This is a genomic window from Bradyrhizobium sp. LeoB3, from assembly GCF_055456055.1.
This window is the reverse complement of record NZ_JBVBEF010000026.1, coordinates 1-25,978: the sequence shown is the minus strand read 5'-3', so window position 1 is coordinate 25,978 and position 25,978 is coordinate 1. Positions and strand designations below refer to the sequence as shown.

Below are 25,978 nucleotides of genomic sequence, written 5' to 3'. Positions count from 1 at the left end.
TTCCGAAAAGATCATGCCCAAGCAATAGTTCAGTTAGGGCACGGCCATGGATATTCAGGCACCCGACCAGCAATATAATCCGTACCGGATCTTCTCGCGCGAGCAATGGGCGAAATTGCGCGACGACACGCCGATGACGCTGGAGCCAGGCGAATTCGAGCGGCTACGCTCGATGCATGATCGGCTCGACATCCACGAGGTCGAGGACATCTATCTGCCGTTGTCGCGGCTGCTGTCGATCTATGTCGACTCCACGCAGCGGCTCTATTACGCGCAGCGGCAATTCCTCGGCATCCAGGACCGCAAGATGCCCTATATCATCGGCGTCGCGGGATCGGTCGCGGTCGGCAAGTCGACCACGGCTCGCGTGCTGCAGGCGCTGCTCGCGCGGTGGTCGCCGCGGCCCAAGGTCGATCTCGTCACCACAGACGGCTTCCTCTATCCGAACGCCGTGCTCGAGCGGCTGGGATTGATGCAGAAGAAGGGCTTTCCGGAAAGCTACGACCAGCAATTGCTGCTCTCGTTCGTGAGCGACATCAAGGCCGGGCGGCGGCCGGTGCGCGCGCCGGTTTATTCGCACCTGACCTACGACATCGTTCCGAACCAGTTCATCGAGATCGATCGTCCCGACATCCTGATCGTCGAAGGTGTCAATGTGCTGCAGACAAGCCGCTTGCCGCGCGACGGCAAGGCGGTGCCGGTGGTTTCCGACTTCTTCGATTTCTCTGTCTATATCGATGCCGATGAGCCGGTGTTGCGCGAGTGGTACGTCAAGCGCTTCCTTGCCCTGCGCGATACCGCGTTCCACGACCCGCGCTCCTACTTCCACCGCTACGCCGTGCTGTCGGACGAAGAGGCCACCGCCACCGCGATCGCGATCTGGGAACGCACCAACCGCGCCAATCTCGAGGACAACATCCTGCCGACCCGTCCGCGTGCGACGCTGATCCTGAAGAAGGGTGCCGACCACGTGGTGGAAACAGTCGCACTGCGCAGGTTGTAACTCCTGTCGTCCCCGCGAAGGCGGGGACCCATAACCACAGGCAGTCGTTGTGGCGCGGGCAAGCGGTTGCAGCGGAGCACATCACAAAAGCCTGTGGTTATGGGTCCCGGGTCAAGCCCGGGACGACAGCGTGCTACGCCGCCAGATGTCGCGATGCGGCGAGTTCTTTCAGCGCTTGCTCCAGCTTCTCGCGATCGAGCGGCTTGATCAGAAAGCCGTCCATGCCGGCTTCGAAGCAGGCGGAGCGATCCTCAGCCAGCGTATTGGCTGTCAGCGCGAGGATTGGCGTTGCTCGGCCGGACTGGCCGGCTTCGAGTTGCCGGATGCGTTTGGTGGTCTCGATGCCGTTGAGCTGCGGCATCTGCACGTCCATCAGCACGAGGTCGTATGGCGCCCCTGTGGATTTCGCCGATGACCAGGATTGAAGCGCCTCTTCGCCATTGGTGGTCATCACCACCTGATGGCCGAGACGCGTCAGCAGCGAGCGCATCAGGAGCGCGTTGATCTCATTGTCCTCGGCAACCAGGATCGATAGCTTCTTATCGGACAGTGAGGCCTGCGTTGAACTGTCCCCTATCGGCTCCACAACGGGCTCCGCGACGACGCTCGGCGACGCGACCTCGGGCGTGGCAGTCAGACGAGCGGCGAGCGAGACGGCGCGCAGCGGCTTGACCAGATAGCCGGTGAACGGCGCGTCGGCGGACCGCCGCAGCTCCTGCCGGGTCGCCGGCGTGAACATCACGATCCGCTGCGTCGCATGCAGCCGCGCCACTTGACTGATGCGGCTGATCTCGGCCGCTCCCAGCGCATGGTCGATCAGCACGGCGTGCCATGAACGTTCGGGCAGCAAGGCCTCCGCCACCGTGGTATCTGACACCATGCAGGTCTGTGCGCCCCAGCGCTGCAAGCGGCGCGATATCAGCGAGGCTTCGATGCCTTGCGGGGCGACCAGCATGATCGATCGTCCCGCAAGGTCGGGCGGGCTGAACACGGGCGCGGTGTTGCCGTCGGAAGCGGCGAGTGGGATCGAAACTTCGAAGGTCGAGCCCGCGCCCGGCGTGCTTGCAAGCGCGATGCAGCCGCCCATGCGTTTGATGATGCGGTCGCTGATGCTGAGGCCCAGTCCCGTGCCGCCATAGCTGCGCGCAATGCCTTCATCGGCCTGCTCGAACTCGCGGAAGATACGTTGCTGCGCTTCCGGTGCAATGCCGATGCCGGTGTCGCGCACCAGGAAGCTGATCTCATTCGGCCGGATGCCGGGCTCGACGACGAGGGCGACGCCGCCGGTCGCGGTGAACTTGATCGCGTTGCCGGCGAGGTTGAGCAGCACCTGGCGCAGCCGGGCCGCGTCTCCGATCACCTCCATCGGCAACCGCTCATCGATATAGGCGGCGATCTCGATTCCTTTGGCTTCCGCCCTTGGCGCCAGCAGTTCGGTGATGTCCTCGATCAGTTTCGAAAGCGCGAACGGGCCCTCTTCGAGATCGATCTTGCCGGCTTCGATCTTGGAATAGTCCAGCAGTTCTTCGATCAGCGACAGCAGCGCGTCGCCGGAGGTCTTCACCGCCTTGGCGTAGGTCATCTGCTCCGGCGTCAGCGGCGTATCCATCAACAGGCCGCTCATGCCGATGATGCCGTTCAGCGGGGTGCGGATCTCGTGGCTCGCCATCGCGAGGAAGCGCGACTTGGCGCGGTTGGCCGCATCGGCCTGATCGCGCGCGTCAGCGAGCGCGCGCTCGCTTTCGGTGCGGTCGGTCACGTCACGCCCGACGCTTTGCATCTCCGCAGGCCGTCCTGCATCGGTGCGGACGAGGCCCTCGCGCCAGGCGATCCAGCGCGGCCCGGAGGGGTGCGCGATCTTCTGGTCGTAGACGCGGGTGCCGCTTGGCTCCAGCGCAGTGTTGCCCTGTTCCAGTACCTCGAAGGCGAAATGGCTGCCGATCAGTTCGCCGCGCGGTTTCCCTGCGAGGTCGCAATAGGCGTCGTTGACGAAGGTGATCATGCCATCGGCGTCACGCAGCACGATCAGGTCGCTTTGCGATTCGAACAGGCTGCGCGCGCGTTGCTCGGCCTCCTGCAGTTCCCAGTTGCGGTCGGCGAGCGCCTCGTTGTGCTCCGCGATCATGCGCAACTTGCCGCGCATCAGCCGCAGCCGGACATTCAGTACGACCAGCGCCACGCAGGTGAGCGCGAAGAGCAAGCTGACACCCACAGCGATGGAACGTGGGTCACGATCGGAAACCGCGCCAACGAGCAATGCATAGCCACCGGTGAAGACCGCGGCGAACACGACGAAGGTGCGGAGGGTGAAGACGACCCAGGCGTGACGCCGCCCGAACCGAAGCAGGCGGAGCTTCAGCCGATAGGTCCACATCATCGCCGATCCCCTGATCACCTGCTTTGGAGGCTGGCAGCTTGGGCCACCCCGCATGTTGGGTCGACGATGCGTCGGCGACCTTGCAAAGTGCTTGAGACGGCGTCGCGTTCCGGCCCGCGATGCGAACAGGGTTGATAATGCGTTAACGATCGTTGCTACAGCGAAGCGGCCTGCAGTCGGCGGTGCCCACCATGCGCGCCGACGATCAGCGCCGCGGCATCTCGCACCGAGAAGCTCTTTGAATGAACGAAGATCCGGTAATCGGCCGGGCCGTCCTGCGAAAGATAGATCACGGGATCGGTTGCCGTAGGATTGGCCGAGATCGCGACCAGTTGTGGGACGCCGCTGCTCTCGCAGGCGCCGGGCTCGCTATCATCGACATCATCGATGACGGTGAAATCGGCGGCTTCCGCGCTATCGGAGATCTGGACCCGCACGGTGGCGGCAGCCGGATCGTCCGTGAAGCTGACATGGAGCTGGGCGAGCCAGGGGATCGATGCGATCTGCACGGTGGCACCGCCGGCCTCGATGCAGGGATGCGAGCCCGGCAGCAATTCACCGCGGGCAACAAGCGCGAACGCGGCCAGCGGCACGACCGAGGCCAGAATCTTCAAACGCAACATGACACCACTCACTCAAGCCGCAGCCGGCTAGAATTGCGCAGACTTATGGTTGGCGGAGTGTAAAGAGAACTGGTTACCGTCGCGTTGACGCGAAACTGCTGGACGCGCTCTACGCCGCGCGCCTGATATCGTCGGCCAGCGCGCGGTAGGACAGCGCTTCCGCGAGGTGCAATCGGCCGATCTTCTCCGTGCCATCGAGATCGGCGAGCGTGCGCGCGACGCGCAGCACGCGGTGATAGCCGCGCGCGGTGAGGCGCATGGTCTCGGCTGCATCACGCAACAGTTTTTGCCCCTGCGCGTCCGGCTGGGCGATGGTCTCAAGCAGCGATGACGGTGCCTCGGCGTTGGTGCGGACGTTGGGCATGCCGGCGGCGGCATAGCGCGCAAGCTGGATGTCGCGCGCGGCAGCAACCCGCGCCGCCACTTCCGCCGATCCTTCAGAAGGCGGCGGCAGGATCAGGTCGGCGGCGGTCACTGCCGGCACCTCGATCCGCAGATCGATGCGGTCCATCAGCGGACCGGAGATGCGCATCTGGTAATCGGCGGTGCAGCGGTCGATGGGCCCGCGCTTGCAGGCATAGCCGGGCTCATAGGCATGACCGCAGCGGCACGGATTCATTGCCGCCACCAGCATGAAGCGCGCCGGATAGGTGACGCGATGGTTGGCGCGCGAAACCGAAACCTCGCCGGTCTCCAGCGGCTGCCGCAGCGAATCGAGCACGCGCGGATCAAACTCGGGCAGTTCGTCGAGGAAGAGCACGCCCTGATGCGCGAGCGAAATCTCGCCGGGCCTGGCGCGCATGCCGCCGCCGGTGAGCGCCGCCATGCTGGCGGAATGATGCGGGCTGCGGAACGGTCGTCGCGCGGTCAAGGCGCCGTCGCGGATCTCGCCGGCCACCGACGCGATCATGGAGACTTCCAGCAGCTCGGACGGCGACAGCGGCGGCAGGATCGAGGGCAGCCGCGCCGCCAGCATCGATTTGCCGGCGCCGGGCGAGCCCATCATCAGCAGGTGATGCCCGCCGGCCGCCGCGATCTCGAGCGCCCGCTTGGCGCTTTCCTGGCCCTTGATGTCGCGGAGGTCGAGCAGCGTCTCCTTCTGCTCATGCACCTTCGGCTGCGGGCGCGACAGTACCTGCGTGCCCTTGAAGTGATTGGCGATCTGGATCAGCGAGTGTGCGGCGATGATCTGGATGTCCGGGCTCGCCCACGCCGCTTCGGAGCCGCAGGCCGCCGGGCAGATCAGCCCCTCGTCGCGCGAATTGGCGCCGATCGCCGCCGGCAATACGCCCGCAACCGCTGCGATCGAGCCGTCCAGCCCGAGTTCGCCCAGCAGGGTAAAGCCGTTGAGTGCATCCGGCGGGATGGCCCCGATCGCCGCCATCAGCCCGAGCGCGATCGGCAGGTCGTAATGGCTGCCTTCCTTGGGCAGGTCGGCGGGCGCCAGATTGACGATGATCCGCCGCGCCGGCAAAGCGAGGCCTGAGGCGATCAGTGCCGAGCGAACCCGCTCCCGCGCTTCGGAAACCGCCTTGTCCGGCAGGCCCACGATCGCAAAAGCCGGCAGTCCCGGCGCGACCTGCACCTGCACGTCGACCGCGCGAGCCTCGATCCCCTCGAAAGCGACGGTGGAAACGCGTTGAACCATGCTGCCCCCTTGCCACAATCGAGGGTAGCCGAAGGCAGCGCCAAGCGCAAGAACATTACGGGAACGCGGGCTCCGGGACCTACCGCTCGGCCGTCCCAGAGCCCCGGGCAGGCTTAAAGCGTCATCTGCATCGGTTCGGGATAATAATGGAAGCCGTCGCCGACCTTGGCGACATGGCCGTAACCGGGCCAGGCGAAGTGATAGGACATCACCGGGGTCTTGTTGGCCGCCAGCATCTCCAGCAGTCTCACCCGCGAGGCCGCTGCCTGCTTCGGGTCGGTATCGTAGGAGAACTCCATCCGCGGCCGCTCGAGCAGCAGCACCGCGTGATGCGAGAGATCGCCGAGGAAGGCGAAGGATTTGCCGGCCGAGCTCACCATGAAGATGTGGTGGCCGACGGTGTGGCCGGGCGCTGCGATCGCCTGCACGCCGGGGAGGAATTCCTGGCCGTCCTTGAAGAACACCAGGCGGTCGCGGACCGGCATGAGATTCTTGCGCGCGTGAATGACAAAGTCCTTCAGCGGGCTGCCCATCTTGCCTTCGTCGGTCCAGTAGTCGAAGTCGCTCTGGGCGATATAGACCTGCGCGTTCGGGAACAGCGGCTTGTCGTTGGCATCGACGATGCCGCCGATGTGGTCGATATGCGCATGCGAGCAGACGACGGCGTCGATGTCCTCAGGCTTGATGCCAGCCTCCGCCATGCTCTTCTGCTGGCGGCCGGTGGTCGGACCGAACGCTTTCGACGTGCCCATGCCGGTGTCGAACAGGATCAGCTTGTCGCCGGTGTTCACGATCGGCGAATTCTGCTCCAGCACGACATTGTCGGGCGACAGGAAATTGTCCGACAGCATCTTCTTCACTTCTTCCTTCGGCACGCCGGTGAAGGTGCCGGAGGGATCGCCGAGCGGGAGCGGGCCGTCGGAGACGACGGTGACTTCGGCATCGCCGAGAATGAAGCGGTGCCAGTAAGGCGTTTGCGTGCCGAGCTTCGGCGCGCGTGCCAGCGCGCTGCCGCCGAGCAGCGTGCTTGCACCAAGGCCGGCGCCGAGCGCGAGCAAGGACCTTCGCGAGACATTGATCGTCATGCTTTTCCTCCACGATTTTTGTCGAGTTATCTTTGGCAAGTCGCCGCGTTGCCGCCCGCGAACAGGTCCTGCCCCGCGACCTGAAGGCGAGCAAGGGCATGCTGCGCCTGCCGTCGCAAGCTGACAAGAGGTCTCAGAGAGGAAGGAAGACGAACGGCCTTACGATTTCGTGCGCTTTGACTCGATCACGTCCCAGATCCTGGCGGCCACGTCCGGACCGCCGAGCCGCGAGATGGCGCGGATGCCGGTCGGCGAGGTAACGTTGATCTCGGTGAGATAGCCGTCGATCACGTCGATGCCGACGAACAACAGGCCGCGCTCGCGCAAGGCCGGGCCGAGCGTCGTGCAGATCTTGCGCTCGCGGTCGGAGAGTTCGGTCGACTGCGCCGCGCCGCCGCGCACCATGTTGGAGCGCAAATCGTCCGCCGCCGGCACGCGGTTGACGGCACCGGCGAATTCGCCGTCGACCAGGATGATGCGCTTGTCGCCATGCTTGACCTCGGGAAGGAAGCGCTGGATCACCCAGGGCTCCTTGAACGTCACCGAAAACATGTCGAACAGCGAGCCGAAATTCATGTCCTGGGGCATCACGCGGAACACCGCGGCGCCGCCATGGCCGTGCAACGGTTTCATGACGACAGCGCCATGCTCGTCGCGGAAGGCGTTGATCTCGTCGAGGTCGCGCGAGATCAACGTCGGCGGCATGAGCTGCGGAAAGTTCATCACAAACAGCTTTTCCGGCGCGTCGCGGACGCTGGCAGGATTGTTGACGACCAGGGTCTTCGGGTGAAGGCGCTCGAGAAAATGCGTCGAAGTGATGTAGGCGAGATCGAACGGCGGATCCTGCCGCAGCAGGATCACGTCGAAATTGGTCAGCGGCTCGCGCTTCGGCTCGCCGAGCGTGAAGTGATCGCCGATCTCGTCGCGCACGGAAAGGACCTGCACCGGCGCCACCAGCTCGTCGCCGCGCAGCGAGAGCTTGTCCGGCGTGTAGTAGGAAATGCCGTGGCCGCGCTTCTGCGCTTCGAGCAGCAGCGCGAACGTCGAATCGCCGCGGATGTTGATGCGCTCAATGGGATCCATCTGGACGGCGACGTTCAATTTCATGGGCTTTGGGTCCGGTCTCTCGAGGAAGTCATGCGCTGGCGTCGAACGCCGCTAACAGATGGCGCGGCAGATGCTTGGGCGCAATCAGCATGGCGTCGAAACGCATGTCGAATTCCGCATGTTCGGGATGCGCCATCAGCCAGGCCTGGGCCGCAGCAATGATGCGCTGTTGCTGGCGCGGCGTGACGGCATAGGCGGCCTCATCAAAGCTGGCGCGGGCCTTGACCTCGACGAAGGCGAGCAGGTTGCGCTTGCGCACCACCAGGTCGATCTCGCCATAGGGCGTGCGGAAGCGCTTGGCGAGAATGCGATAGCCCTTGGCCATCAAATAGGCCGCGGCGCGGCTTTCCGCCGATAGCCCGGTGCGGAACGCAGCGACCCGTTCCGGCGAGGCGAGCTTTGTGTCCGCCCCCTGCGGCGAGCTGCCGTCACTCTTGGCCATCGTCGCCCCGCAGTTCCTTTGCGAGTTCGAGAGCGCGGGCATAGACCTCGCGCCGCGGTCGGCCGGAAAGCTCGATTGCATGCGCAACCGCATCCTTGACGCTGTCGCGCAGGAGTGACGCGCGCAGCAGTTCGTCGAGCTGATCCTGCCCCATCACCTGCGCGTCCGCCGGCGGCGGACCGATCACCAGCACAAATTCGCCGCGCGTCTCCACCGCGTCCCTGGCCGCCGCCAGTTCGGCGATCGGGGCGCGCCTGATCTCTTCGTGCAGTTTTGTCAGCTCGCGGCAGATCGCGGCGTCGCGCCCGCCCATGATCGCGGCGAGGTCGGCAAGCGTCTCCTGCACGCGGCTGCCGGATTCGAACAGCACCAGCGTTGAGTCGATCCTGGCGATCTCAGAGAGCCGCGTGCGCCGGGCCTGTTCCTTCGCAGGCAAGAAGCCCTCGAAGAAAAAGCGGTCGGTCGGCAGCGCCGCGACCGAGAGCGCCGTCAGCACCGATGATGCCCCGGGCACCGCGACCACGTGGTGCCCGGCGGCGCAGGCCTCGCGCACCAGCTTGAAGCCGGGGTCGGAGATCAGCGGCGTGCCGGCGTCGGAGACCAGCGCGATCGCGGCGCCCTCGGCCAGCCGCTGCAGGATTTTTGGCCGGGCCTGGGCCGCATTGTGCTCATGGTAGGGGGTCAGCTCGGCTGCAATCGTGTAACGCTCGGTCAAACGGCGGGTGATGCGGGTGTCCTCGCAGGCGATCAGGTCCGCACCGGCGAGTGTCTCCAGCGCGCGCAGGGTGATGTCAGCGAGATTTCCGATTGGTGTTGCAACCAGATGGAGGCCGGGAACCGGCCTTGGCGCGTTCAGCACATGACCGCCGATGGAAAATGTCCTGTTGGGGACGTCCATCCCGGCGTCAGCGCCGTATCTTGAGCTGGCTTTTGCGCGCATAATGCCAATCTAGAGCATCATCCGGAAAAGTGGCCACCGGTTTTCCGAAAGATCGTGCTCGAACGAAGAGTGCGAGAGCGCCGGCGCCATAACGCGCTTGCGTCTTGCGGAGTGGGGGCGGCTGTGCTGCGCCTTGGTGAGGGGGGTCGCGGTCCATAGCGAGCAATTCACCATGGGGATAATCCCTTTGTTTTGGTTAACTATTCGCCGACAATATGCCTGATTCCATCCTCCATTGGTTCGGCAGTTGGAATCCTGGCCCGAACACGGCCGGTCAAGAGAAGAGACGAGATGCTGGGCCCGCATAGCCGCAAACCAAAATCCCCGGGTGTGCAAGGTTCCGCCGCGACCCGCCGGACAGCACTCGGGCTGATGCTGGGTGCTCCCCTGCTGGCCGCCTGCTCGGGGGTGCAGCAGACCCTTAGCCAGTTTACCAGTCCGTCCGGCTCGCCGCAGCCGGAAGCAGCCCCCGCCGGACCGCAGCAGCAGCCGCAGGCGATCGGCAACGGGCAGGTCAAAGTAGGGCTGATCTTGCCGCTGTCGGCGGCCGGCAATGCCGGCCTTGCCGGGCAGTCGATGAAGAACGCCGCCGAACTGGCGCTGGCGGAATTCCAGAACCCGAACATCCAGCTCCTGATCAAGGACGACGGCGGCAGTCCGCAGGGCGCCTCCCAGGGCGCGCAGCAGGCGATCGGCGAGGGCGCGGAGATCGTTTTGGGCCCGCTGTTCGCGCAGTCGGTGCCGGCCGTCGCCCAGGTGGCGCGCGGGCGCGGTATCTCAGTAATCGCGTTCTCGACGGATTCGAGCGTGGCGGGACGCGGCGTGTATCTCCTGAGCTTCCTGCCGGAGTCCGACATCAACCGGATCGTCGAATATTCCGCGAGCATTGGAAAGCGCTCCTTCGCCGCGCTGGTTCCCGACAATGCCTATGGCAATGTGGTCGAGGCCGCGTTCAAGCAGGTGGCCGGCCGCAAGGGCCGCGTCGTCGCGTTCGAAAAATACGGCGCCGATCGCGCCACGCCGGCACGCACGGTGGCGCAGTCGCTCGCCCAGGCCGATGCGCTGTTGCTCGCCGATGACGGTGATTCGGTGGTAGCGACGGCAGACGCGCTGACCGCAGCCGGCGCCAATCTGCGCAACATCCAGCTTCTGGGCACCGGCCTGTGGGACAATCCGCGGCTGTTCGCGAACCAGGCGCTGCAGGGCGGTCTGTTTGCCGCGCCGGATCCGTCCGGCTTCCGCGCCTTCGCGGGACGTTACCGCAGCAAATACGGCTCCGAGCCCGTGCGCACCGCAACGCTCGCCTATGATGGCGTTGCGCTGGTGGCCGCGCTGGCGCGGACGCAAGGTGCTCAGCGCTTCCAGCAGGAAACGCTGACCAATCCTTCCGGCTTCGCCGGTATCGACGGCCTGTTCCGCTTCCGCGCTGACGGCACCAACGAACGCGGCCTTGCGGTGATGAAGGTTGCGACCAGCGGCGCCCAGGCGGTCGCGGGCTCACCGAAGAGCTTTGGGGCATGATGAAGCGGCCGTAGCCCGGTGAAGCGCAGCGCAACCCGGGATTCTGTCGCGAGCGGATGGAGAGGCCCCGGATTGCGCTTCGCTCCACCCGGGCTACGAATTGTGCGTCGACTACGCGGCCAAATCCGCCACCACGGCATCCAGCACCGGGAAACCTGACTTGGTCACGCGTAGCCGTCCGTCGGTGTCGACGATGATGGCGCCCTCTTCGCGCAGCACCGCGATGCGGCGCGGGTCGAGTGCACGGCCTGAGAGCGACGCATAGCGCGTGGGGTCGATGCCTTCGGCGAGCCGGAGCCCCATCAGCAGGAATTCGTCGGCGCGCTCCTCGCTGTTGAGCACCTCGTCCGTGACGACGCCGCTGCCATTGGTTTCGACGCGCATCACCCAAGCTTCCGGCCGCTTCTCGGTCGCGGTGGCGTGACGGCGGCCGTTGATGTCGAGGCGGCCATGTGCGCCCGGGCCGATGCCGGCATATTCGTCGCCACGCCAATAGACGAGATTGTGCCGGCACTCCGCACCTAGGCGGGCGTGATTGGAGATCTCGTAGGCCGGCAGGCCTGCTTGCGTACAGACCTCTTGCGTCACGTCGTAAAGCGCGCGCGCGACCGCCTCGTCCGGCGTCTGCAATTTGCCGGCGGCATGCAGACCAAAGAACGGCGTGCCTTCCTCGATCGTGAGTTGATAGAGCGACAGATGCTCGGTGGCTTCCGCGATCGCCTGCTTCAGTTCGTCGGCCCACATCGCGGGAGTTTGATCGGGCCGGGCGTAGATCAGGTCGAAGGAATAGCGATCGAAAGATTGGCGGGCGACGGCGACCGCATCGAGCGCTTCGCGCGCAGTGTGTAATCGCCCCAGCGCCTTCAGCGAGGCATCATCGAGCGCCTGCACGCCGAGCGATACGCGGTTGACGCCGGCGGCGCGATAGCCGCGAAACCGTGTGGCTTCGACGCTCGTCGGATTGGCTTCCAGTGTCACTTCGACATCGGTAGCGACGCGCCAATACTTGCCGATCGCATCCAGGATCGCGCCGACCGTCTGCGGCTGCATCAATGACGGCGTACCGCCGCCGAGGAAGATCGAGGACACTTCGCGGCCGGGGACGCGCGCCGCGGTCGTCTCGATCTCGCGCGCAAAGGCGCGGGCAAAGCGCGCCTCATCGATCTGCGTATGCCTGACGTGGCTGTTGAAATCACAATACGGGCATTTCGACAGGCAGAACGGCCAGTGCACGTAGACGCCGAAGGCTGCCTGGTCCCGGTCAGTCAAGGCATATCTCCGCCAATTTGACGAAGGCACGGGCCCGGTGCGACAGGCCGAGTCCGAGCGGCGGCAACCCGTGCTTCTCGACGCTCGTCATCTCGCCGAAGGTGCGGGTATGGCCATCCGGCAGGAACATGGGATCATAGCCGAAACCCGCGGTGCCGCGCGGCGGCCACACCAAAGTTCCATCGGCGCGCGCTTCGACCTCTTCGAGGTGCCCATCCGGCCAGGCGACACAGAGCGCGGAGACGAAATGAGCGCTCCGGCGGTCAGGCGTCGTGGCGCCACGTTCCTGCAAGAGGCGCTCGATCCGCGTCATCGCGGCGGTGAAATCCTTGTTTTCGCCGGCCCAGCGCGCCGAATAGATGCCGGGGGCGCCGTCCAGCGCGTCGACCACCAGCCCGGAATCATCAGCAAATGCCGGGAGATCGGCGGCCTTGGCTGCCGCAATCGCCTTGATCGCGGCATTGGCGCGAAAACTGTCGCCGGTCTCCTCGGGCTCGCCAAGACCGAGATCGCCTGCCGAGATCGCCTCCACGCCATGCGGCGCCAGCAATTCGCGCATCTCGGCAAGCTTGCCGGGATTGTGGGTCGCGATCACGAGCTTTCCAGTGATTCGGCGGTGCATGGCCTATTGACTACGCCACTGCCATTTTCTGCAAGTCGACCAGCCGCGCCACGCCCTTGCGCGCCAGCGCCATCAGCGCCAGGAACTCGTCCTGCGAGAACGGCGTCTTTTCCGCGGTGCCCTGTACCTCGATGATGCGGCCGTCGCCGGTCATGACGAAATTGGCGTCGGTCTCGGCTTCAGAATCCTCGGCATAGTCGAGGTCGAGCACCGGCGTGCCATTATAGATGCCGCAGGAGATGGCCGCGACGTTGTCGCGCAACACGTTGGTTTTCAGCATGTTGCGGGTCTTCATCCAGTTGATGCAATCGGCCAGCGCGACCCAGGCGCCGGTGATCGAGGCGGTGCGCGTGCCGCCATCGGCCTGCAGCACGTCGCAATCGACCGTGATCTGGCGCTCGCCCAGCGCTTCCAGGTCGATGGTGGCGCGGAGCGAACGGCCGATGAGGCGCTGGATCTCGATGGTGCGCCCGCCCTGCTTGCCGGCGGAGGCCTCGCGCCGGGTACGTTCCAGCGTGGCGCGGGGCAGCATGCCGTATTCGGCGGTGACCCAGCCGCGGCCCTGGCCCTTCAGCCATGGCGGCAGGCGGTCTTCCAGGGTCGCAGTGACCAGCACATGGGTGTCGCCGAATTTCACCATGCAGGAACCCTCGGCATATTTGACCACGCCGCGTTCCAATGAGACGGGGCGCAGTTCGTCGGGTGCACGGCGGCTTGGCCGCATGGGAATCCTCCGGGAATTCGAGCGAATATGGCTGGCGGTGCTTGTAGGAGCGGGCAGCCGCAGCGGCAAGCTTTTTGGCCACCCTCCCTGGCCGTAATGCACGCTTGTCACCGGGCGTGTGGATGGTCAAATTAGACGTAGTTGTGAGGGAATTTTACTGGTGGCTCAACACGAACCGGTTGGTTTGATCGCGCCGCACGCCGGGCTTGCCCAGCTCAACGAGCGTTCGCGCGACATTTTCCGTCAAATCGTCGAAAGTTATCTGGCGACCGGCGAGCCGGTCGGCTCGCGTAACATCTCGCGCCTGATCGCGCTGCCGCTGTCGCCGGCCTCGGTGCGCAATGTGATGTCCGATCTCGAACAGCTCGGACTGATCTACGCGCCGCATACCTCCGCCGGCCGACTGCCGACCGAATTGGGCCTGCGCTTTTTCGTCGATGCGCTGATGCAGGTCGGCCATCTCACGGAGGCGGAACGGCAATCGATCCAGAGCCAATTGGCTACTGTCGGCCGCGCGCAGTCGGTCGAGGCGGCGCTCGATGAGGCCTTGATCCGGCTATCCGGCCTCACTCGCGCCGCCGCCGTGGTGCTGACGCCCAAATCCAATGCGCGGCTGAAGCATATCGAGTTCGTGCGGCTGGAGCCGGAACGTGCGCTGGTGGTGCTGGTCGGCGAAGACGGGCAGGTCGAGAACCGGGTGCTGAGCTTGCCGCCGGGTGTTCCATCCTCGGCACTGATCGAGGCCACCAACTTCCTCAATGCACGCATCCTCGGCCGTACGCTCGCCGAAGCGCGGCTCGAACTCGAGACCGCGCTGGGACAAAGTCGCGCCGAGCTCGATCAATTGACGCAGAAGGTGATCTCTGCAGGGCTTGCGAGCTGGTCGGGCGGCGACAATGAAGACCGGCAGCTCATCGTGCGCGGGCACGCCAATCTCTTGGAGGATTTGCATGCGCTCGAGGATCTCGAGCGCATCAAGTCGCTGTTCGATGATCTCGAGACCAAGCGCGGCGTCATCGACCTTCTGGGGCGTGCGGAAAGCGCCGATGGCGTGCGGATCTTCATCGGGTCGGAGAACAAATTGTTCTCGCTCTCGGGGTCCTCGACCATCGTTGCGCCCTATAGCGACGGCGCCGGCCGTATCGTGGGTGTGCTCGGCGTGATCGGGCCAACCCGGCTGAATTATGCGCGGGTGATCCCGACCGTGGACTATGCCGCGCGCCTCGTCAGCAGGATCCTCGGCGGCTAGAGCATTTCCGGTTCTGATGGAATCAGAACCGGAACTCTAGATTCTTGTTTTGACGCGTTTTCTTCACGCGAACCGGTGTCCACCCTCGGATCAGGTCCGAGGGCATGCTTCGCTCCAAAACGCTCTAACCCCGAAACGGGGCCGGTTGCGCTTGATTTTCATGGCCCAAAGCACGATATCCGGGCCAGCCAATCCCTTAACTGTTGATCAGACGTGATTTTTCGAAAAGGCAAGCCATGACCGACCCGAACCGGCCAAACGACAACGCCGAGAACCCGGCGCAGACCGGCGAGCCCGTGGTCTCGAAGCCCTACGTCATGCCAGACGATCCCGAACAGGGATCGGCGGAAGCCTTGACCAAGGAGCTCAATGAAGCGCGCGATCGGACATTGCGCACGCTGGCCGAGATGGAAAACCTGCGCAAGCGCACCAGCCGCGAGATCGCGGATGCGCGCGCTTATGGCATCACCGGCTTTGCCCGCGACATCCTCGACATCGCCGACAATCTGCAGCGTGCCCTCGACGCCGTCCCGGCGGAGGCCAAGGCGGCCGCCGACCCCGGGCTGAAGGCCCTGATCGAGGGTGTCGAATTGACCGAGCGCTCGCTGCACGCCACGCTGGAGAAGAACGGCGTCAAGAAGTTCGATCCCACCGGCGAGAAGTTCGATCCGAACTTTCAACAGGCGATGTACGAGGTTCCCGATCCCTCCGTGCCCTCGGGCACAGTGGTGCAGGTGGTCCAGGCCGGCTACACGATCGGCGATCGCGTGCTGCGTCCGGCGTTGGTCGGTGTCTCCAAGGGCGGCGCAAAAACCGCGCCGGCTTCCGCCGCACAGCAGAACTGAATCTGCTCAACGCATCCGCTGACGGAATGCTGTTAATGCCGGCCTCGACAAAGGCCGGCAGAGATAGATGTTATCGCGGCTGAATTCCGTCGCGCACGCTGCGGAAGCGCGGGAATGCGGTCGACCATTGATCGCGCGGCGAGGAGCCGATGATGCGCAGCGAGGTCTGCGCACCGAACCGCAGCCATTGCACGATGGTGACCGGCGTATTGTCCTTGCCGCTCACCGCATCGATCCGTGTCTCATAGCCGGGCTGGCCATCGATGCGGATCGGCTCCGACATCGTGATCCGTCCGTCGCGCACGCCGGGAATCGTGGTCGCGATCTGCTGGGCAAAACGGCCGCGATCATCGGGAGAGGCGGCGGTCGAGCCGATGATGCCGATGATCATGAAGGGCGCCACCTCGAACCCGCTCTTCTCGTCGCCATCGGCGACGATCAGCGCGGCGCCGGGTGCCAGCGTGCGGACGTTCTTGAAGTTCGCCAGATCGGTCATCTTGAACGGCATCAGCCCGAGCTGCTCGTCGACCGGAACCTGATCCCGGATCGCGGCGGTCGAAAACATCTGGCGGACGGCGTCATCGGTATAGATCCTGGCGGCATTCTCCGGGACCTGCATGGCGACGTAGCCGGAGAAGGTCGGCCCGGGCAGGATCATCGAATAGCGCCGCACAGCGCCGGCGCCATCCTTGGCATTCTCGACCGTGTAATAGGCAAGGCCGGCAGCGGTCTCGATGCTCTCCGGCTTGATCCCGCCGGTGCCGCCCGGGTTCGCCTTGAAGGCATTGGCGACCTCGCCATAGGCCTCCGCCGGCAAATCGGTGACCAGCACCTTGACGCCCTGGTCCTCGGTCTCGAAGCCGGTGAAGGTTTTCGCGCGATTGAGCCCCACTAGCGGCTTCATCCCGACCCGGGCGCCCGGCGGAAAGACCACGTCCGCGGCAAAGGCGGGAAATGCGGCGGCAATGAACAGGGTGACCGCGGCGAGGAGGCGAATGGGGTTCATGTCAAGGATCTACCGGGTTTGGCATTGAAGCCGTTCAATGGGCGGCCGGTGCGGGCCGCAAGCTGTCGGGCCTCGTTCAGTTGGCCCGCTTTTAGCGGTTTTGATGGCCCGACGACAGGGGCGGGCGGCTCCATGCAGCCTGATGGCACAGGGTGCAATGTCGCAGCTTTCTTGCGCATTCGTTAATGTGGCCCCCAAGACCAAGCCTGGGACCAAAACAGGACCAGACAGGTCCCGGGCCGGGCTGACACAATCTTTCAAACGTCAGTCTTTTCAGACCTCAAGGTTGCGTCCAGTCCTTGCAGGCCTTACCCCCCCTCCTATATGAGGCTCATCGTCGCAATATCGCGAGCATTTGAACGTGTGGGGGTTCGGTTCGGTGCGCCGTCAGGGCCCAGCCAACCTGCCTTAGAAAGAAGGAAATCAGAATCATGGGAAAGGTCATAGGGATCGACCTCGGCACCACGAATTCGTGCGTTGCCGTAATGGATGGCAAGAACGCGAAGGTCATCGAGAATTCCGAGGGCATGCGGACGACGCCGTCGATCGTCGCCCTCACCGATGATGGCGAGCGCCTCGTCGGTCAGCCGGCCAAGCGCCAGGCGGTGACCAACCCTGAACGGACATTCTTTGCGGTGAAGCGCCTCATCGGCCGCCGCTATGACGACCCGATGGTCGAGAAGGACAAGAAGCTTGTCCCCTACAAGATCGTCAAGGCATCGAACGGCGATGCCTGGGTCGAGGCCGACGGCAAGACTTATTCGCCCTCCCAGGTCTCCGCCTTCATCCTGCAGAAGATGAAGGAGACCGCGGAAGCGCATCTCGGCCAGAAGGTCGATCAGGCCGTCATCACGGTTCCCGCCTACTTCAACGACGCGCAACGCCAGGCCACCAAGGACGCCGGCAAGATTGCGGGCCTTGAAGTGCTGCGCATCATCAACGAGCCGACCGCGGCCGCGCTCGCTTACGGTCTCGACAAGACGAAGTCCGGCACGATCGCGGTCTACGACCTCGGCGGCGGCACCTTCGATATCTCCATTCTCGAGATCGGTGACGGCGTGTTCGAGGTGAAGTCGACCAACGGCGACACCTTCCTCGGCGGTGAAGATTTCGACATGCGGCTGGTGAATTACCTGGCCGACGAGTTCCAGAAGGAGCAGGGCATCAACCTGCGCAACGACAAGCTTGCCTTGCAGCGTCTGAAGGAAGCCGCTGAGAAGGCCAAGATCGAATTGTCGTCGACGACGCAGACCGAGATCAACCTGCCCTTCATCACGGCCGATCAGACCGGACCGAAGCATCTGACGATGAAGCTGACCCGCTCCAAGTTCGAAGCGCTGGTCGACGACCTCGTGCAGAAGACGATCGAGCCCTGCCGCAAGGCGCTGAAGGATGCCGGCCTCACCGCCGGTGAGATCGGCGAAGTGGTGCTGGTCGGCGGCATGACCCGCATGCCCAAGATCCAGGAAGTGGTGAAGCAGTTCTTCGGCAAGGAGCCGCACAAGGGCGTCAACCCGGACGAAGTCGTCGCCATCGGTGCTGCGATCCAGGCCGGCGTGCTGCAGGGCGACGTCAAGGACGTTCTGCTGCTCGACGTGACCCCGCTGTCGCTCGGCATCGAGACGCTGGGTGGCGTGTTCACCCGCATCATCGACCGCAACACCACGATCCCGACCAAGAAGAGCCAGGTGTTCTCGACCGCCGAGGATAACCAGAACGCGGTCACCATCCGCGTCTTCCAGGGTGAGCGTGAAATGGCGGCCGACAACAAGATGCTCGGCCAGTTCGACCTGATGGGCATTCCGCCGGCCCCGCGCGGCATGCCGCAGATCGAGGTGACCTTCGACATCGACGCCAACGGCATCGTCAACGTCTCGGCCAAGGACAAGGCGACCGGCAAGGAGCAGCAGATCCGGATCCAGGCATCCGGCGGCCTTTCCGAAACCGACATCGAGAAGATGGTCAAGGACGCCGAGGCCAACGCGGCCGAGGACAAGAAGCGGCGTGAGGCCGTCGACGCCAAGAACCATGCGGACGCGCTGGTGCATTCCACCGAGAAGGCACTGGCCGAGCATGGCTCGAAGGTCGCCGAGAGCGGGCGCCGCGCCATCGAGGACGCCGTCAGCGACTTGAAGGAAGCGCTGAAGGGTAATGATGCCGAATCGATCAAGGCCAAGACCAACGCGCTCGCGCAAGCTTCGATGAAGCTCGGCGAAGCGATGTACAAGCAGCAGGCCGAAAGCGATGCCGCAAAGGACGCTGCGAAGGATGACGTCGTCGACGCGGAATTCACCGAGGTCGACGACGACAAGAACAAGAAGTCTGCTTAAGACGCGGGCGTAGGATGATGACCCCCATGCCAAGAGCGCGCCAAGCGTCTCCATGGATGGGGGTCATTTTCGTTAAGCCGAGCACTGCATCTTGCCCGACGCATGGTTCGGCAAGAGGATGAATTCGGGCGGGTTTGACTGATGTCCACCAAGCGCTGCTATTACGAGACCCTCGAGGTCGATCGGAACGCGGACGAAACCAAGCTGAAAGCGGCTTTCCGCAAGCTCGCGATGAAATGGCATCCGGACCGCAATCCCGGCGATGCCACGAGCGAGGTGAAGTTCAAGGAAATCAACGAGGCCTACGAGGTCCTGAAGGACAACGACAAGCGCGCCGCTTATGACCGCTACGGCCATGCCGCGTTCGAGCAGGGCATGGGCGGCGGCGGCCCGGGCTTCGGCGCTGGTTTTGCCTCTTCCTTCTCCGATATTTTCGAAGACCTGTTCGGCATGGCCGGGCAGCGGCGTAGCGGTGGCCGCGAGCGCGGCGCCGATCTTCGCTACAACATGGAGATCACGCTCGAGGAAGCGTATCTCGGCAAGACCGCGCAGATCGAAATACCCGTCTCCGTCACCTGCGAATCCTGCTCCGGCACCGGCGCCAAGGCCGGTACCAAGCCGAAGACCTGCTCGATGTGCGGCGGCGCCGGCCGCATCCGCCAGGCCCAGGGCTTCTTCACGCTGGAGCGCACCTGCCCCGGCTGCCAGGGCCGCGGCCAGATGATCGAGGACGCCTGTCCGTCTTGCTCCGGCTCCGGTCGGGTCACGCGCGAGCGGACGCTGTCGGTCAATATTCCCCAGGGCGTCGAGGATGGCACCCGCATTCGCCTCGCAGGCGAGGGCGAAGCCGGCGTCCGCGGCGGCCCGTCCGGCGATCTCTACATCTTCCTGTCGCTGACCCAGCACGCGTTCTTCCAGCGCGATGGCGCCGACCTGCACTGCCGCGTGCCGATCTCGATGGTCACCGCGGCCCTGGGTGGCGAGTTCGATGTGCCGACCATCGACAAGGGCAAGACCAAGGTGAAGGTACCGGCCGGAACGCAATCCGGCCGCCGATTCCGCATTGCATCAAAGGGGATGCCGGTGCTGCGCTCGCGCCAGACCGGCGACATGTATGTCCAGGTCGTGGTCGAAACGCCCCAGAATCTGACCAAGAAGCAGCAGGAATTGCTGACGGAGTTCGAAAAGCTCTCCTCCGGCGCGACGCAACCGGAAGCGGTAGGTTTCTTCTCCAAGGTCAAGGACTTCTTCGGCACTCGGACGGGTACCTAGCGTGGTCGCGGAAGCGATGGGCGTAACAGTGCCGAAATCCAAATTGGTGCATAGCGTTATCGCCGAACTGCGTTGCGGTTCGGCGGAACAGATGCGCGGGCGATCTGCTTGACCATAACGGCTTCGACCTATACCTCTTTATGACTGTTTTCTGACAGCCGCTCGCGCGGTCCCGCCTGGTAGCGACATGCCCCTGCAATCGTCCGTGCGTCCGTTGAAGAAGCCCCGTCTCGACGACGAGGTCCGCTTCCTCCGGTCATGGATCGAAAAACCGCTGCATGTTGGCGCGGTGATGCCGTCAGGCCGGTTGCTCGCGCGCACGATGGCGCAATATGTCGATGTCAGATCGGAAGGTCCCGTCGTCGAACTTGGTCCCGGGACCGGTGCGATCACCAACGCGCTGATCGAACATGGCGTCGATCAGAAGCGGCTCGTGCTGGTCGAATACAATCCCGGCTTCTGCGCGCTGCTGCGCGAGCGCTATCCGCAGGCCAAGGTGGTGCAGGGCGACGCCTACAGGCTTCGGGAATCGCTCTGGGACGCGTTGCCCGCGCCGGCCGCAGCGATGGTCTCCGGCCTACCGCTGGTCACCAAACCGATGATCACGCGCCTGAGATTGATCCGCGACGCCTTCGCGGCCCTGGCGCCGGGCGCTCCCTTCGTCCAATTCACCTATTCGGTCGTCCCGCCGATCCCGAAATCGCTGCCGGGCGTGTCCACAGAAGCTTCCGAGCGGATCTGGATGAACCTTCCGCCCGCCCGGGTCTGGGTGTATCGCAAAGGGCGGTGACACCCGCGCGTCGCGCGGCGGGTCTGCCGAACGCGATTCAAAAATAATGTCTGCGCTGAAAATACTTGTGATCCCGGGGTCGCTGCGATCAGGCTCGCTCAACGCGAAGCTCGCGGCCGTTGCGGCGCATGAATTCGCGCAGGCGGGCGCCGAGGTCAGCCGCATCTCTTTGGCCGATTTTCCGCTGCCGATCTACGACGGTGACCTGCAGGCAAAATCCGGCGTGCCGAAGAACGCGATCAATCTCAAGCGCATGATCGGCGCGCATCATGGCGTCCTGATCGTGACGCCGGAATATAATTCCTCGGTGCCGCCGCTGGTCAAGAACACCATCGATTGGGTGAGCCGCGTGCAGGATCCCCATGAAGTTCGCGGTCAGGTGTTTCGCGATCGTGTCTTCGCCGTCGCTGCCGCCTCCGGTGGCCGGCTCGGCGGCAGCCGCGCATTGGCGGCGCTGCGCCTCATCCTGTCGGCCTGTCAGGCCCCTGTGATCCCGAACCAGCTCGCGCTGTCATTTGCCGAACATGCCTATGACGATATGGATCGCTTACGGCATCCCGCCGATATCGAGGCGATGCAGGCCATGGTGCGGCAATTGATCGACCTTTCTCAACGCATGATGTGAGGTGACATGCAGCCAGCCGATATCGCGCCGAAGGACCGATTGATCGTGGCCCTCGATTTGCCCAGCGTCATCGTAGCGGAAGCGATGATCGACAAACTCGGCGACAGCGTGAATTTCTACAAGATCGGCTATCAGCTCGCTTATGCCGGCGGCCTGCCGCTGGTGCGCGCGCTCGCAAGCGCCGGCAAGAAGGTCTTCGTCGATCTCAAGCTGCATGACATCGGCAACACGGTGGCGCGCGGCGTCGAGAGCATCGCGACGCTCGGCGCGACCTTCCTCACCGTCCACGCCTATCCGCAGACCATGAAGGCCGCCGTCGAAGCACGCGCGGGATCGAACCTCAGGATTCTCGCGGTCACGGTGCTGACGTCCTATGACGACAATGATCTCCACGCCGCCGGCTATCGCTTCAACATTGCCGATCTCGTCGAGGCGCGCGCCCAGCAGGCGCAGGTGCTCGGCGTCGATGGGCTCGTGAGTTCGCCGGAGGAGGCGGCCTCGCTGCGCAAGATCGTCGGGCACCAGATGAAGCTGGTGACACCAGGCATCCGCCCGGCCGGTTCCGCGAGCGGCGATCAGAAGCGCATCATGACGCCGTCACGTGCAATCGCCGCCGGCGCTGACTATCTGGTGGTGGGACGGCCGATCCTGGAAGGTGCCGACCCCAAAGCTGCCGCAGAAGCCGTCCAGGCTGAGATCGCGCAGGCGCTCGGATAGTAACAAAGGAGAAAAAGGGATGGCCAAGGGATATTGGATCGGACGCGTCGACGTTCACAACGAGGAAGGCTACAAGCCATACATCGCGGCCAACGCGGCCATCTTTCAGAAATTCGGTGGCAAGTTTGTCGTGCGCGGCGGCAAGTTCACCACAGTCGAAGGCCAGAGCCGTTCCCGCAACGTCGTGATCGAGTTTCCCGACTACGAAACGGCACTGACTTGCTATCGCTCGCCAGAATACCAGGCCAACATCAAGGTCCGCCAGCCGCATTCGATCGCCGATCTCATCATCATCGAAGGCTATGACGCGCCGCAGTCCTGAGCCGGCCTTCTTCGCGAGAAGGTGACGAGCCACGCGTTGTCCGAATAACAGTCGACAGGAAATGATCCTGCGCGGGATAGCTGATAGGCTTCGGCCAGATGATTGCGACGCCGTCCACCGTATCCACGAGCTTCATACGGTCCGTCGCAGCGATCGCGACCGCAGTCGGCTTTGCCGGCTCCGCGCGCGCGGAGAACATCGAGCTTGGAATGCCCGTCGGCTGCGAGATTGGCCGGACCTGCTATATCCAGAACTATGTTGACGACGATCCGTCGCAATCGAGCCGCGATTATAAATGCGGCACGCTCACCTACGACGCACACAACGGGACGGACTTCCGCATACCCTCGCTCGCGGCGCAAAGATCCGGCGTGGACGTGCTCGCTTCCGCAAGCGGCCGCGTTCTTCGCACGCGCGACGGCGTGCCCGACGCCACCGGCAAGCCAGCTCGCGAGGCCGTGCGCGATGTCGAATGCGGCAACGGCGTCCTCGTCGAACATCCTGGCGGTTGGGAAACCCAATACTGCCATATGGCCAATGGCAGCCTGGCGTGAAGCCCGGCGACGACGTCGCCCGCGGGCAGCGGCTCGGCCGCATCGGTCTGTCCGGGCTGACCGAATATTCTCATTTGCATTTCACTGTGAGGTACAAAGGAGCCGTCGTAGATCCCTTCGCCTACGGTGCTGTTCCCGGCTCATGCGGCAGCGGCGAATCGCTTTGGCAGCCCGCGCTCCGCGCCCGGCTTGCCTATCAGGAACGAGCGGTGCTGAACGCCGGCTTCATGAGTAGTCCGCCGACCATGGAACTCATCGAGGAAGCAAGTGCGGAGGGGCAGTCCGTATCCGCCGATTCCCCCGCGCTTGTTGCCTTCGTTCGTGCCATCGGACTGAAAGCGGGAGACACCCAGGGGCTGGTGATCAAGGACCCGCAAGGACAAGTTCTCGCCGAAAACCGAGCTGCGCCGCTTCAGACCAACAAGGCACAGTACATGTTGTTTGCGGGAAAGAAGCGCCCGCCGAACGGCTGGGGCCGCGGCACCTACAAGGCAACCTATACTGTCGAACGCGACGGCCAGGTCGTCTTGGAAAAGCAGTTGGAACTAGCGCTATAGCCATGCGGGATGGCGTCCTGAGCGATCCCGCCGGCGGGGTCAGGTTGGACTATCGTTCTGCCCGCCTCGTTTCCAGCTTTTGCTTGCCTATGGGAACGTCTCGCAAGAGACTCGGTTGCCGGAATGGCCTGCGCCCGCTATAGGGCGTGGTGAGGGATAAGCCATGGCCGATATGCGCTTGATCGTTGCGGGGGCCGGCGGCCGGATGGGCCGTGCCTTGACGCGCGCCATCTCGGAGACTTCGGGCGCAGTTCTGACCGGTGCGCTGGAAGCGCCCGGTTCTGACCTCCTCGGAGAGGACGCCGGCATGCTCGCGGGCCTGCCGGCCAACGGCGTCAAATTATCGGCTGATCTTTGGTCGCTCTCGGCCAATGCCGACGGCATCCTGGATTTCACCGTGCCGGCGGCAACGATCGCCAATGTCGCGATCGCGGTCCAGCGTGGACTCGTCCATGTCATCGGCACCACCGGGCTGTCAGCGTCCGACGACGCGGTGATCCGAAGCGTCACCAACCGCGCCGTGGTGGTGAAATCAGGCAATATGAGCCTCGGTGTCAACATCCTGGCGGCCGTCGTCAAGCAGGTCGCGAAATCGCTCGACAATGCCTTCGACATCGAGATCGTCGAGATGCACCACAAGGCCAAGGTCGACGCGCCCTCCGGCACCGCTCTCCTGCTCGGCGAAGCCGCCGCCGCCGGCCGCGGTGTTGCGCTCGAGAAGCACTCGGTGCGCGGCCGCGACGGCCACACCGGGGCGCGCCGCACCGGCGATATCGGCTTTGCGTCGCTCCGCGGCGGCACGGTGCCCGGCGACCACAGCGTGATCTTCGCCGGACCGCATGAGCGCATCACGCTGTCGCACCTTGCCGAGGACCGCATGATCTTTGCGCATGGCGCGATCAAGGCGGCGCTATGGGCACATGGCAAGGAGCCCGGGCTATACTCCATGATGGATGTGCTGGGGCTGTCCGACGTCTAACGCATGATCCGGAAAAGCGGGACCGGTTTTCCGATATGATAATGCTCAAACAAGAACGGAATTTGGAATGAGCGATCGTCTTCTCGTGCTGGTGCGCCATGGCCAGAGTGAATGGAATCTGAAGAATCTCTTCACCGGTTGGAAGGACCCCGGTCTTACCGAGCAGGGCATCGCTGAAGCAAAAGAGGCCGGGCGCAAGTTGAAGGCGCAGGGACTGTCGTTCGATATCGCCTTTACGTCGGTGTTGAAGCGCGCGCAGCATACGCTGGATCTGGCACTCGCCGAAATCGGCCAGACCGGATTGAAGACGCTCAAGGACCTCGCGCTCAATGAACGCGATTACGGCGATCTCTCCGGTCTCAACAAGGACGACGCTCGCAAGAAGTGGGGCGAGGAGCAGGTCCTGATCTGGCGCCGCTCCTACGACGTCTCGCCGCCCGGCGGCGAAAGCCTGAAGGATACGCTGGCGCGCGCGCTGCCCTATTACGTGCAGGAAATCCTGCCCTGCGTGCTGCGCGGCGAGCGCACGCTGGTCGCCGCCCACGGCAATTCGCTACGCGCGCTGATCATGGTGCTGGAGAAACTGTCGCCCGAGCAGATCGTGAAGCGCGAGCTGGCGACCGGCGCACCGATCATCTACCGCCTCAACGCCGACTCCACCGTTGCCTCCAAACTCGACCTGGCGGCGTGAGCGGCAGCGTCGAGATATCCGTTCTCGACGCGCCCGTACCGGACGCAGCCCTCGAGCAACTCGCATCGGTCCTCGTCGATTGTGTCGAGGGCGGCGCCAGTGTCAGCTTCATGGCGCCGTTCTCGCAAGCCGACGGGCTTGCGTACTTTCGTAAGGTCGCGGACGCGGTCGCGTCAGGCGAGACTGTCCTGCTTACAGCAAAGCTCGATGGCAGGATCATCGGCACGGTCCAGTTGGGTCTCGACACGCCGCCCAACCAGCCGCACCGCGCCGATCTGAAAAAGATGCTGGTACACCGTTCCGTCCGCGGGCGCGGCATCGGCGCAGCTCTAATGGCGCAGATCGAAGTCGAAGCCATCAGGCGCGGCCGCTGGCTGCTCGTGCTCGACACGGTGCCGGGCGAGAACGGCTATCGCCTCTACAAGCGCGCCGGCTGGACCGAGAGCGGAATCATCCCGAACTACGCGCTGTTTCCTGACGGCGCGCTCTGCGACACGGCGGTGTTCTGGAAGCGGTTGGATCAATAAGAAACCGCAGGGTGGGCAAAGCGAAGCATGCCCACCATGCTTCCACGATTTCGCTCGGAACGGTGGGCACGCTGCGCTTTGCCCACCCTTCTGTAACGGGCCTTGCTCAGTCAATCCCTTTTGCGTCATCCACTCGCCGGGGTCTCGCTTCTG

26 protein-coding genes are annotated in these 25,978 nt (G+C 64.2%); 15 read left to right on the top strand and 11 right to left on the bottom strand.

What is annotated here, in order from left to right; translation table 11 throughout:
- Positions 1-46 precede the first annotated feature (46 nt).
- Positions 47-1,003 (top strand): type I pantothenate kinase, encoded by a 957-nt coding sequence (gene coaA / locus ACZXDY_RS18640; protein WP_028164789.1) that lies wholly within the window; start codon positions 47-49, stop codon positions 1,001-1,003.
- A 133-nt stretch (positions 1,004-1,136) separates the two neighbouring features.
- Here coaA and ACZXDY_RS18635 read toward each other — a convergent pair whose 3' ends face one another.
- The 7 genes from ACZXDY_RS18635 to rsmI form a co-directional block, all read right to left on the bottom strand.
- Positions 1,137-3,380 carry a PAS domain-containing hybrid sensor histidine kinase/response regulator gene (locus tag ACZXDY_RS18635; protein WP_464346484.1) on the bottom strand — a complete coding sequence of 748 codons (2,244 nt, stop codon included), beginning with the start codon at positions 3,378-3,380 and terminating at the stop codon, positions 1,137-1,139.
- Between the two features lie 155 nt (positions 3,381-3,535).
- Entirely contained in the window at positions 3,536-4,003 is a 468-nt protein-coding gene (locus ACZXDY_RS18630) for a hypothetical protein (RefSeq protein WP_464346483.1), read from the bottom strand.
- A gap of 109 nt (positions 4,004-4,112) precedes the next feature.
- Entirely contained in the window at positions 4,113-5,651 is a 1,539-nt protein-coding gene (locus tag ACZXDY_RS18625; protein WP_464346482.1) for a YifB family Mg chelatase-like AAA ATPase, read from the bottom strand.
- Between the two features lie 113 nt (positions 5,652-5,764).
- Positions 5,765-6,736: an MBL fold metallo-hydrolase gene (locus ACZXDY_RS18620; RefSeq protein WP_028164793.1), complete on the bottom strand. Its 972-nt coding sequence runs from the start codon at positions 6,734-6,736 to the stop codon at positions 5,765-5,767.
- 159 nt (positions 6,737-6,895) lie between these two features.
- A complete protein-coding gene (gene gshB / locus ACZXDY_RS18615; RefSeq protein ID WP_456644552.1) occupies positions 6,896-7,843 on the bottom strand; it encodes a glutathione synthase in 948 nt (315 codons plus the stop codon).
- A 28-nt stretch (positions 7,844-7,871) separates the two neighbouring features.
- Entirely contained in the window at positions 7,872-8,285 is a 414-nt protein-coding gene (locus ACZXDY_RS18610; protein ID WP_028164795.1) for a YraN family protein, read from the bottom strand.
- Positions 8,272-9,225 (bottom strand): 16S rRNA (cytidine(1402)-2'-O)-methyltransferase, encoded by a 954-nt coding sequence (gene rsmI, locus ACZXDY_RS18605; protein ID WP_464346481.1) that lies wholly within the window; start codon positions 9,223-9,225, stop codon positions 8,272-8,274. The genes ACZXDY_RS18610 and rsmI overlap by 14 nt, the downstream gene beginning before the upstream one ends.
- A gap of 291 nt (positions 9,226-9,516) precedes the next feature.
- Between rsmI and ACZXDY_RS18600 the strand changes: the two genes are divergently transcribed.
- Positions 9,517-10,746, top strand: a complete 1,230-nt coding sequence (locus ACZXDY_RS18600; protein WP_464346480.1) for a penicillin-binding protein activator — start codon at positions 9,517-9,519, stop codon at positions 10,744-10,746.
- Positions 10,747-10,857: 111 nt separating this feature from the next.
- On the opposite strand, the gene hemW is transcribed toward ACZXDY_RS18600, so the two are convergent.
- From hemW to rph, 3 genes are read right to left on the bottom strand one after another with little or no spacing between them, the layout of a single operon-like run.
- A complete protein-coding gene (gene hemW, locus ACZXDY_RS18595; protein WP_464346479.1) occupies positions 10,858-12,015 on the bottom strand; it encodes a radical SAM family heme chaperone HemW in 1,158 nt (385 codons plus the stop codon).
- A complete protein-coding gene (rdgB, locus tag ACZXDY_RS18590; RefSeq protein WP_028164799.1) occupies positions 12,008-12,637 on the bottom strand; it encodes an RdgB/HAM1 family non-canonical purine NTP pyrophosphatase in 630 nt (209 codons plus the stop codon). Before rdgB ends, hemW begins: the two co-directional genes overlap by 8 nt.
- Positions 12,638-12,647: 10 nt before the next feature.
- Positions 12,648-13,361, bottom strand: a complete 714-nt coding sequence (gene rph, locus ACZXDY_RS18585; RefSeq protein WP_028164800.1) for a ribonuclease PH — start codon at positions 13,359-13,361, stop codon at positions 12,648-12,650.
- Positions 13,362-13,521: 160 nt separating this feature from the next.
- Between rph and hrcA the strand changes: the two genes are divergently transcribed.
- Positions 13,522-14,610 (top strand): heat-inducible transcriptional repressor HrcA, encoded by a 1,089-nt coding sequence (hrcA, locus tag ACZXDY_RS18580; protein ID WP_028164801.1) that lies wholly within the window; start codon positions 13,522-13,524, stop codon positions 14,608-14,610.
- Positions 14,611-14,846: 236 nt separating this feature from the next.
- A complete protein-coding gene (gene grpE / locus ACZXDY_RS18575) occupies positions 14,847-15,455 on the top strand; it encodes a nucleotide exchange factor GrpE (protein ID WP_028164802.1) in 609 nt (202 codons plus the stop codon).
- 70 nt (positions 15,456-15,525) lie between these two features.
- Here the strand turns inward: grpE and ACZXDY_RS18570 are convergent, their stop codons facing one another.
- A complete protein-coding gene (locus ACZXDY_RS18570) occupies positions 15,526-16,461 on the bottom strand; it encodes a hypothetical protein (RefSeq protein ID WP_464346478.1) in 936 nt (311 codons plus the stop codon).
- A gap of 431 nt (positions 16,462-16,892) precedes the next feature.
- Between ACZXDY_RS18570 and dnaK the strand changes: the two genes are divergently transcribed.
- The 11 genes from dnaK (at position 16,893) to ACZXDY_RS18515 (ending at position 25,825) form a co-directional block, all read left to right on the top strand.
- Positions 16,893-18,791, top strand: a complete 1,899-nt coding sequence (gene dnaK, locus ACZXDY_RS18565; protein ID WP_464346477.1) for a molecular chaperone DnaK — start codon at positions 16,893-16,895, stop codon at positions 18,789-18,791.
- 141 nt (positions 18,792-18,932) lie between these two features.
- The gene (gene dnaJ / locus ACZXDY_RS18560; protein ID WP_028164805.1) at positions 18,933-20,063 is read left to right on the top strand and encodes a molecular chaperone DnaJ; all 1,131 of its coding nucleotides are present in this window, start codon (positions 18,933-18,935) and stop codon (positions 20,061-20,063) included.
- Positions 20,064-20,250: 187 nt separating this feature from the next.
- Complete coding sequence (locus tag ACZXDY_RS18555; protein WP_130225530.1) at positions 20,251-20,853, top strand: class I SAM-dependent methyltransferase; 603 nt, start codon at positions 20,251-20,253, stop codon at positions 20,851-20,853.
- 46 nt (positions 20,854-20,899) lie between these two features.
- On the top strand, positions 20,900-21,478 hold the full coding sequence (locus ACZXDY_RS18550) for an NADPH-dependent FMN reductase (RefSeq protein WP_464346476.1): 579 nt from the start codon (positions 20,900-20,902) through the stop codon (positions 21,476-21,478).
- A 6-nt stretch (positions 21,479-21,484) separates the two neighbouring features.
- Entirely contained in the window at positions 21,485-22,195 is a 711-nt protein-coding gene (pyrF, locus tag ACZXDY_RS18545) for an orotidine-5'-phosphate decarboxylase (RefSeq protein ID WP_464346475.1), read from the top strand.
- 19 nt (positions 22,196-22,214) lie between these two features.
- On the top strand, positions 22,215-22,517 hold the full coding sequence (locus ACZXDY_RS18540) for a DUF1330 domain-containing protein (RefSeq protein WP_456644543.1): 303 nt from the start codon (positions 22,215-22,217) through the stop codon (positions 22,515-22,517).
- Positions 22,518-22,615: 98 nt separating this feature from the next.
- Positions 22,616-23,071 carry a M23 family metallopeptidase gene (locus ACZXDY_RS18535; RefSeq protein ID WP_464346474.1) on the top strand — a complete coding sequence of 152 codons (456 nt, stop codon included), beginning with the start codon at positions 22,616-22,618 and terminating at the stop codon, positions 23,069-23,071.
- A complete protein-coding gene (locus ACZXDY_RS18530; RefSeq protein WP_464346473.1) occupies positions 23,068-23,628 on the top strand; it encodes a M23 family metallopeptidase in 561 nt (186 codons plus the stop codon). The genes ACZXDY_RS18535 and ACZXDY_RS18530 overlap by 4 nt, the downstream gene beginning before the upstream one ends.
- A 163-nt stretch (positions 23,629-23,791) precedes the next feature.
- Positions 23,792-24,607 (top strand): 4-hydroxy-tetrahydrodipicolinate reductase, encoded by an 816-nt coding sequence (gene dapB / locus ACZXDY_RS18525; protein ID WP_028164811.1) that lies wholly within the window; start codon positions 23,792-23,794, stop codon positions 24,605-24,607.
- A gap of 67 nt (positions 24,608-24,674) precedes the next feature.
- Positions 24,675-25,298 (top strand): 2,3-bisphosphoglycerate-dependent phosphoglycerate mutase, encoded by a 624-nt coding sequence (locus tag ACZXDY_RS18520; RefSeq protein ID WP_028164812.1) that lies wholly within the window; start codon positions 24,675-24,677, stop codon positions 25,296-25,298.
- Complete coding sequence (locus tag ACZXDY_RS18515; RefSeq protein WP_464346472.1) at positions 25,295-25,825, top strand: N-acetyltransferase family protein; 531 nt, start codon at positions 25,295-25,297, stop codon at positions 25,823-25,825. Before ACZXDY_RS18520 ends, ACZXDY_RS18515 begins: the two co-directional genes overlap by 4 nt.
- Positions 25,826-25,978 lie beyond the last annotated feature (153 nt).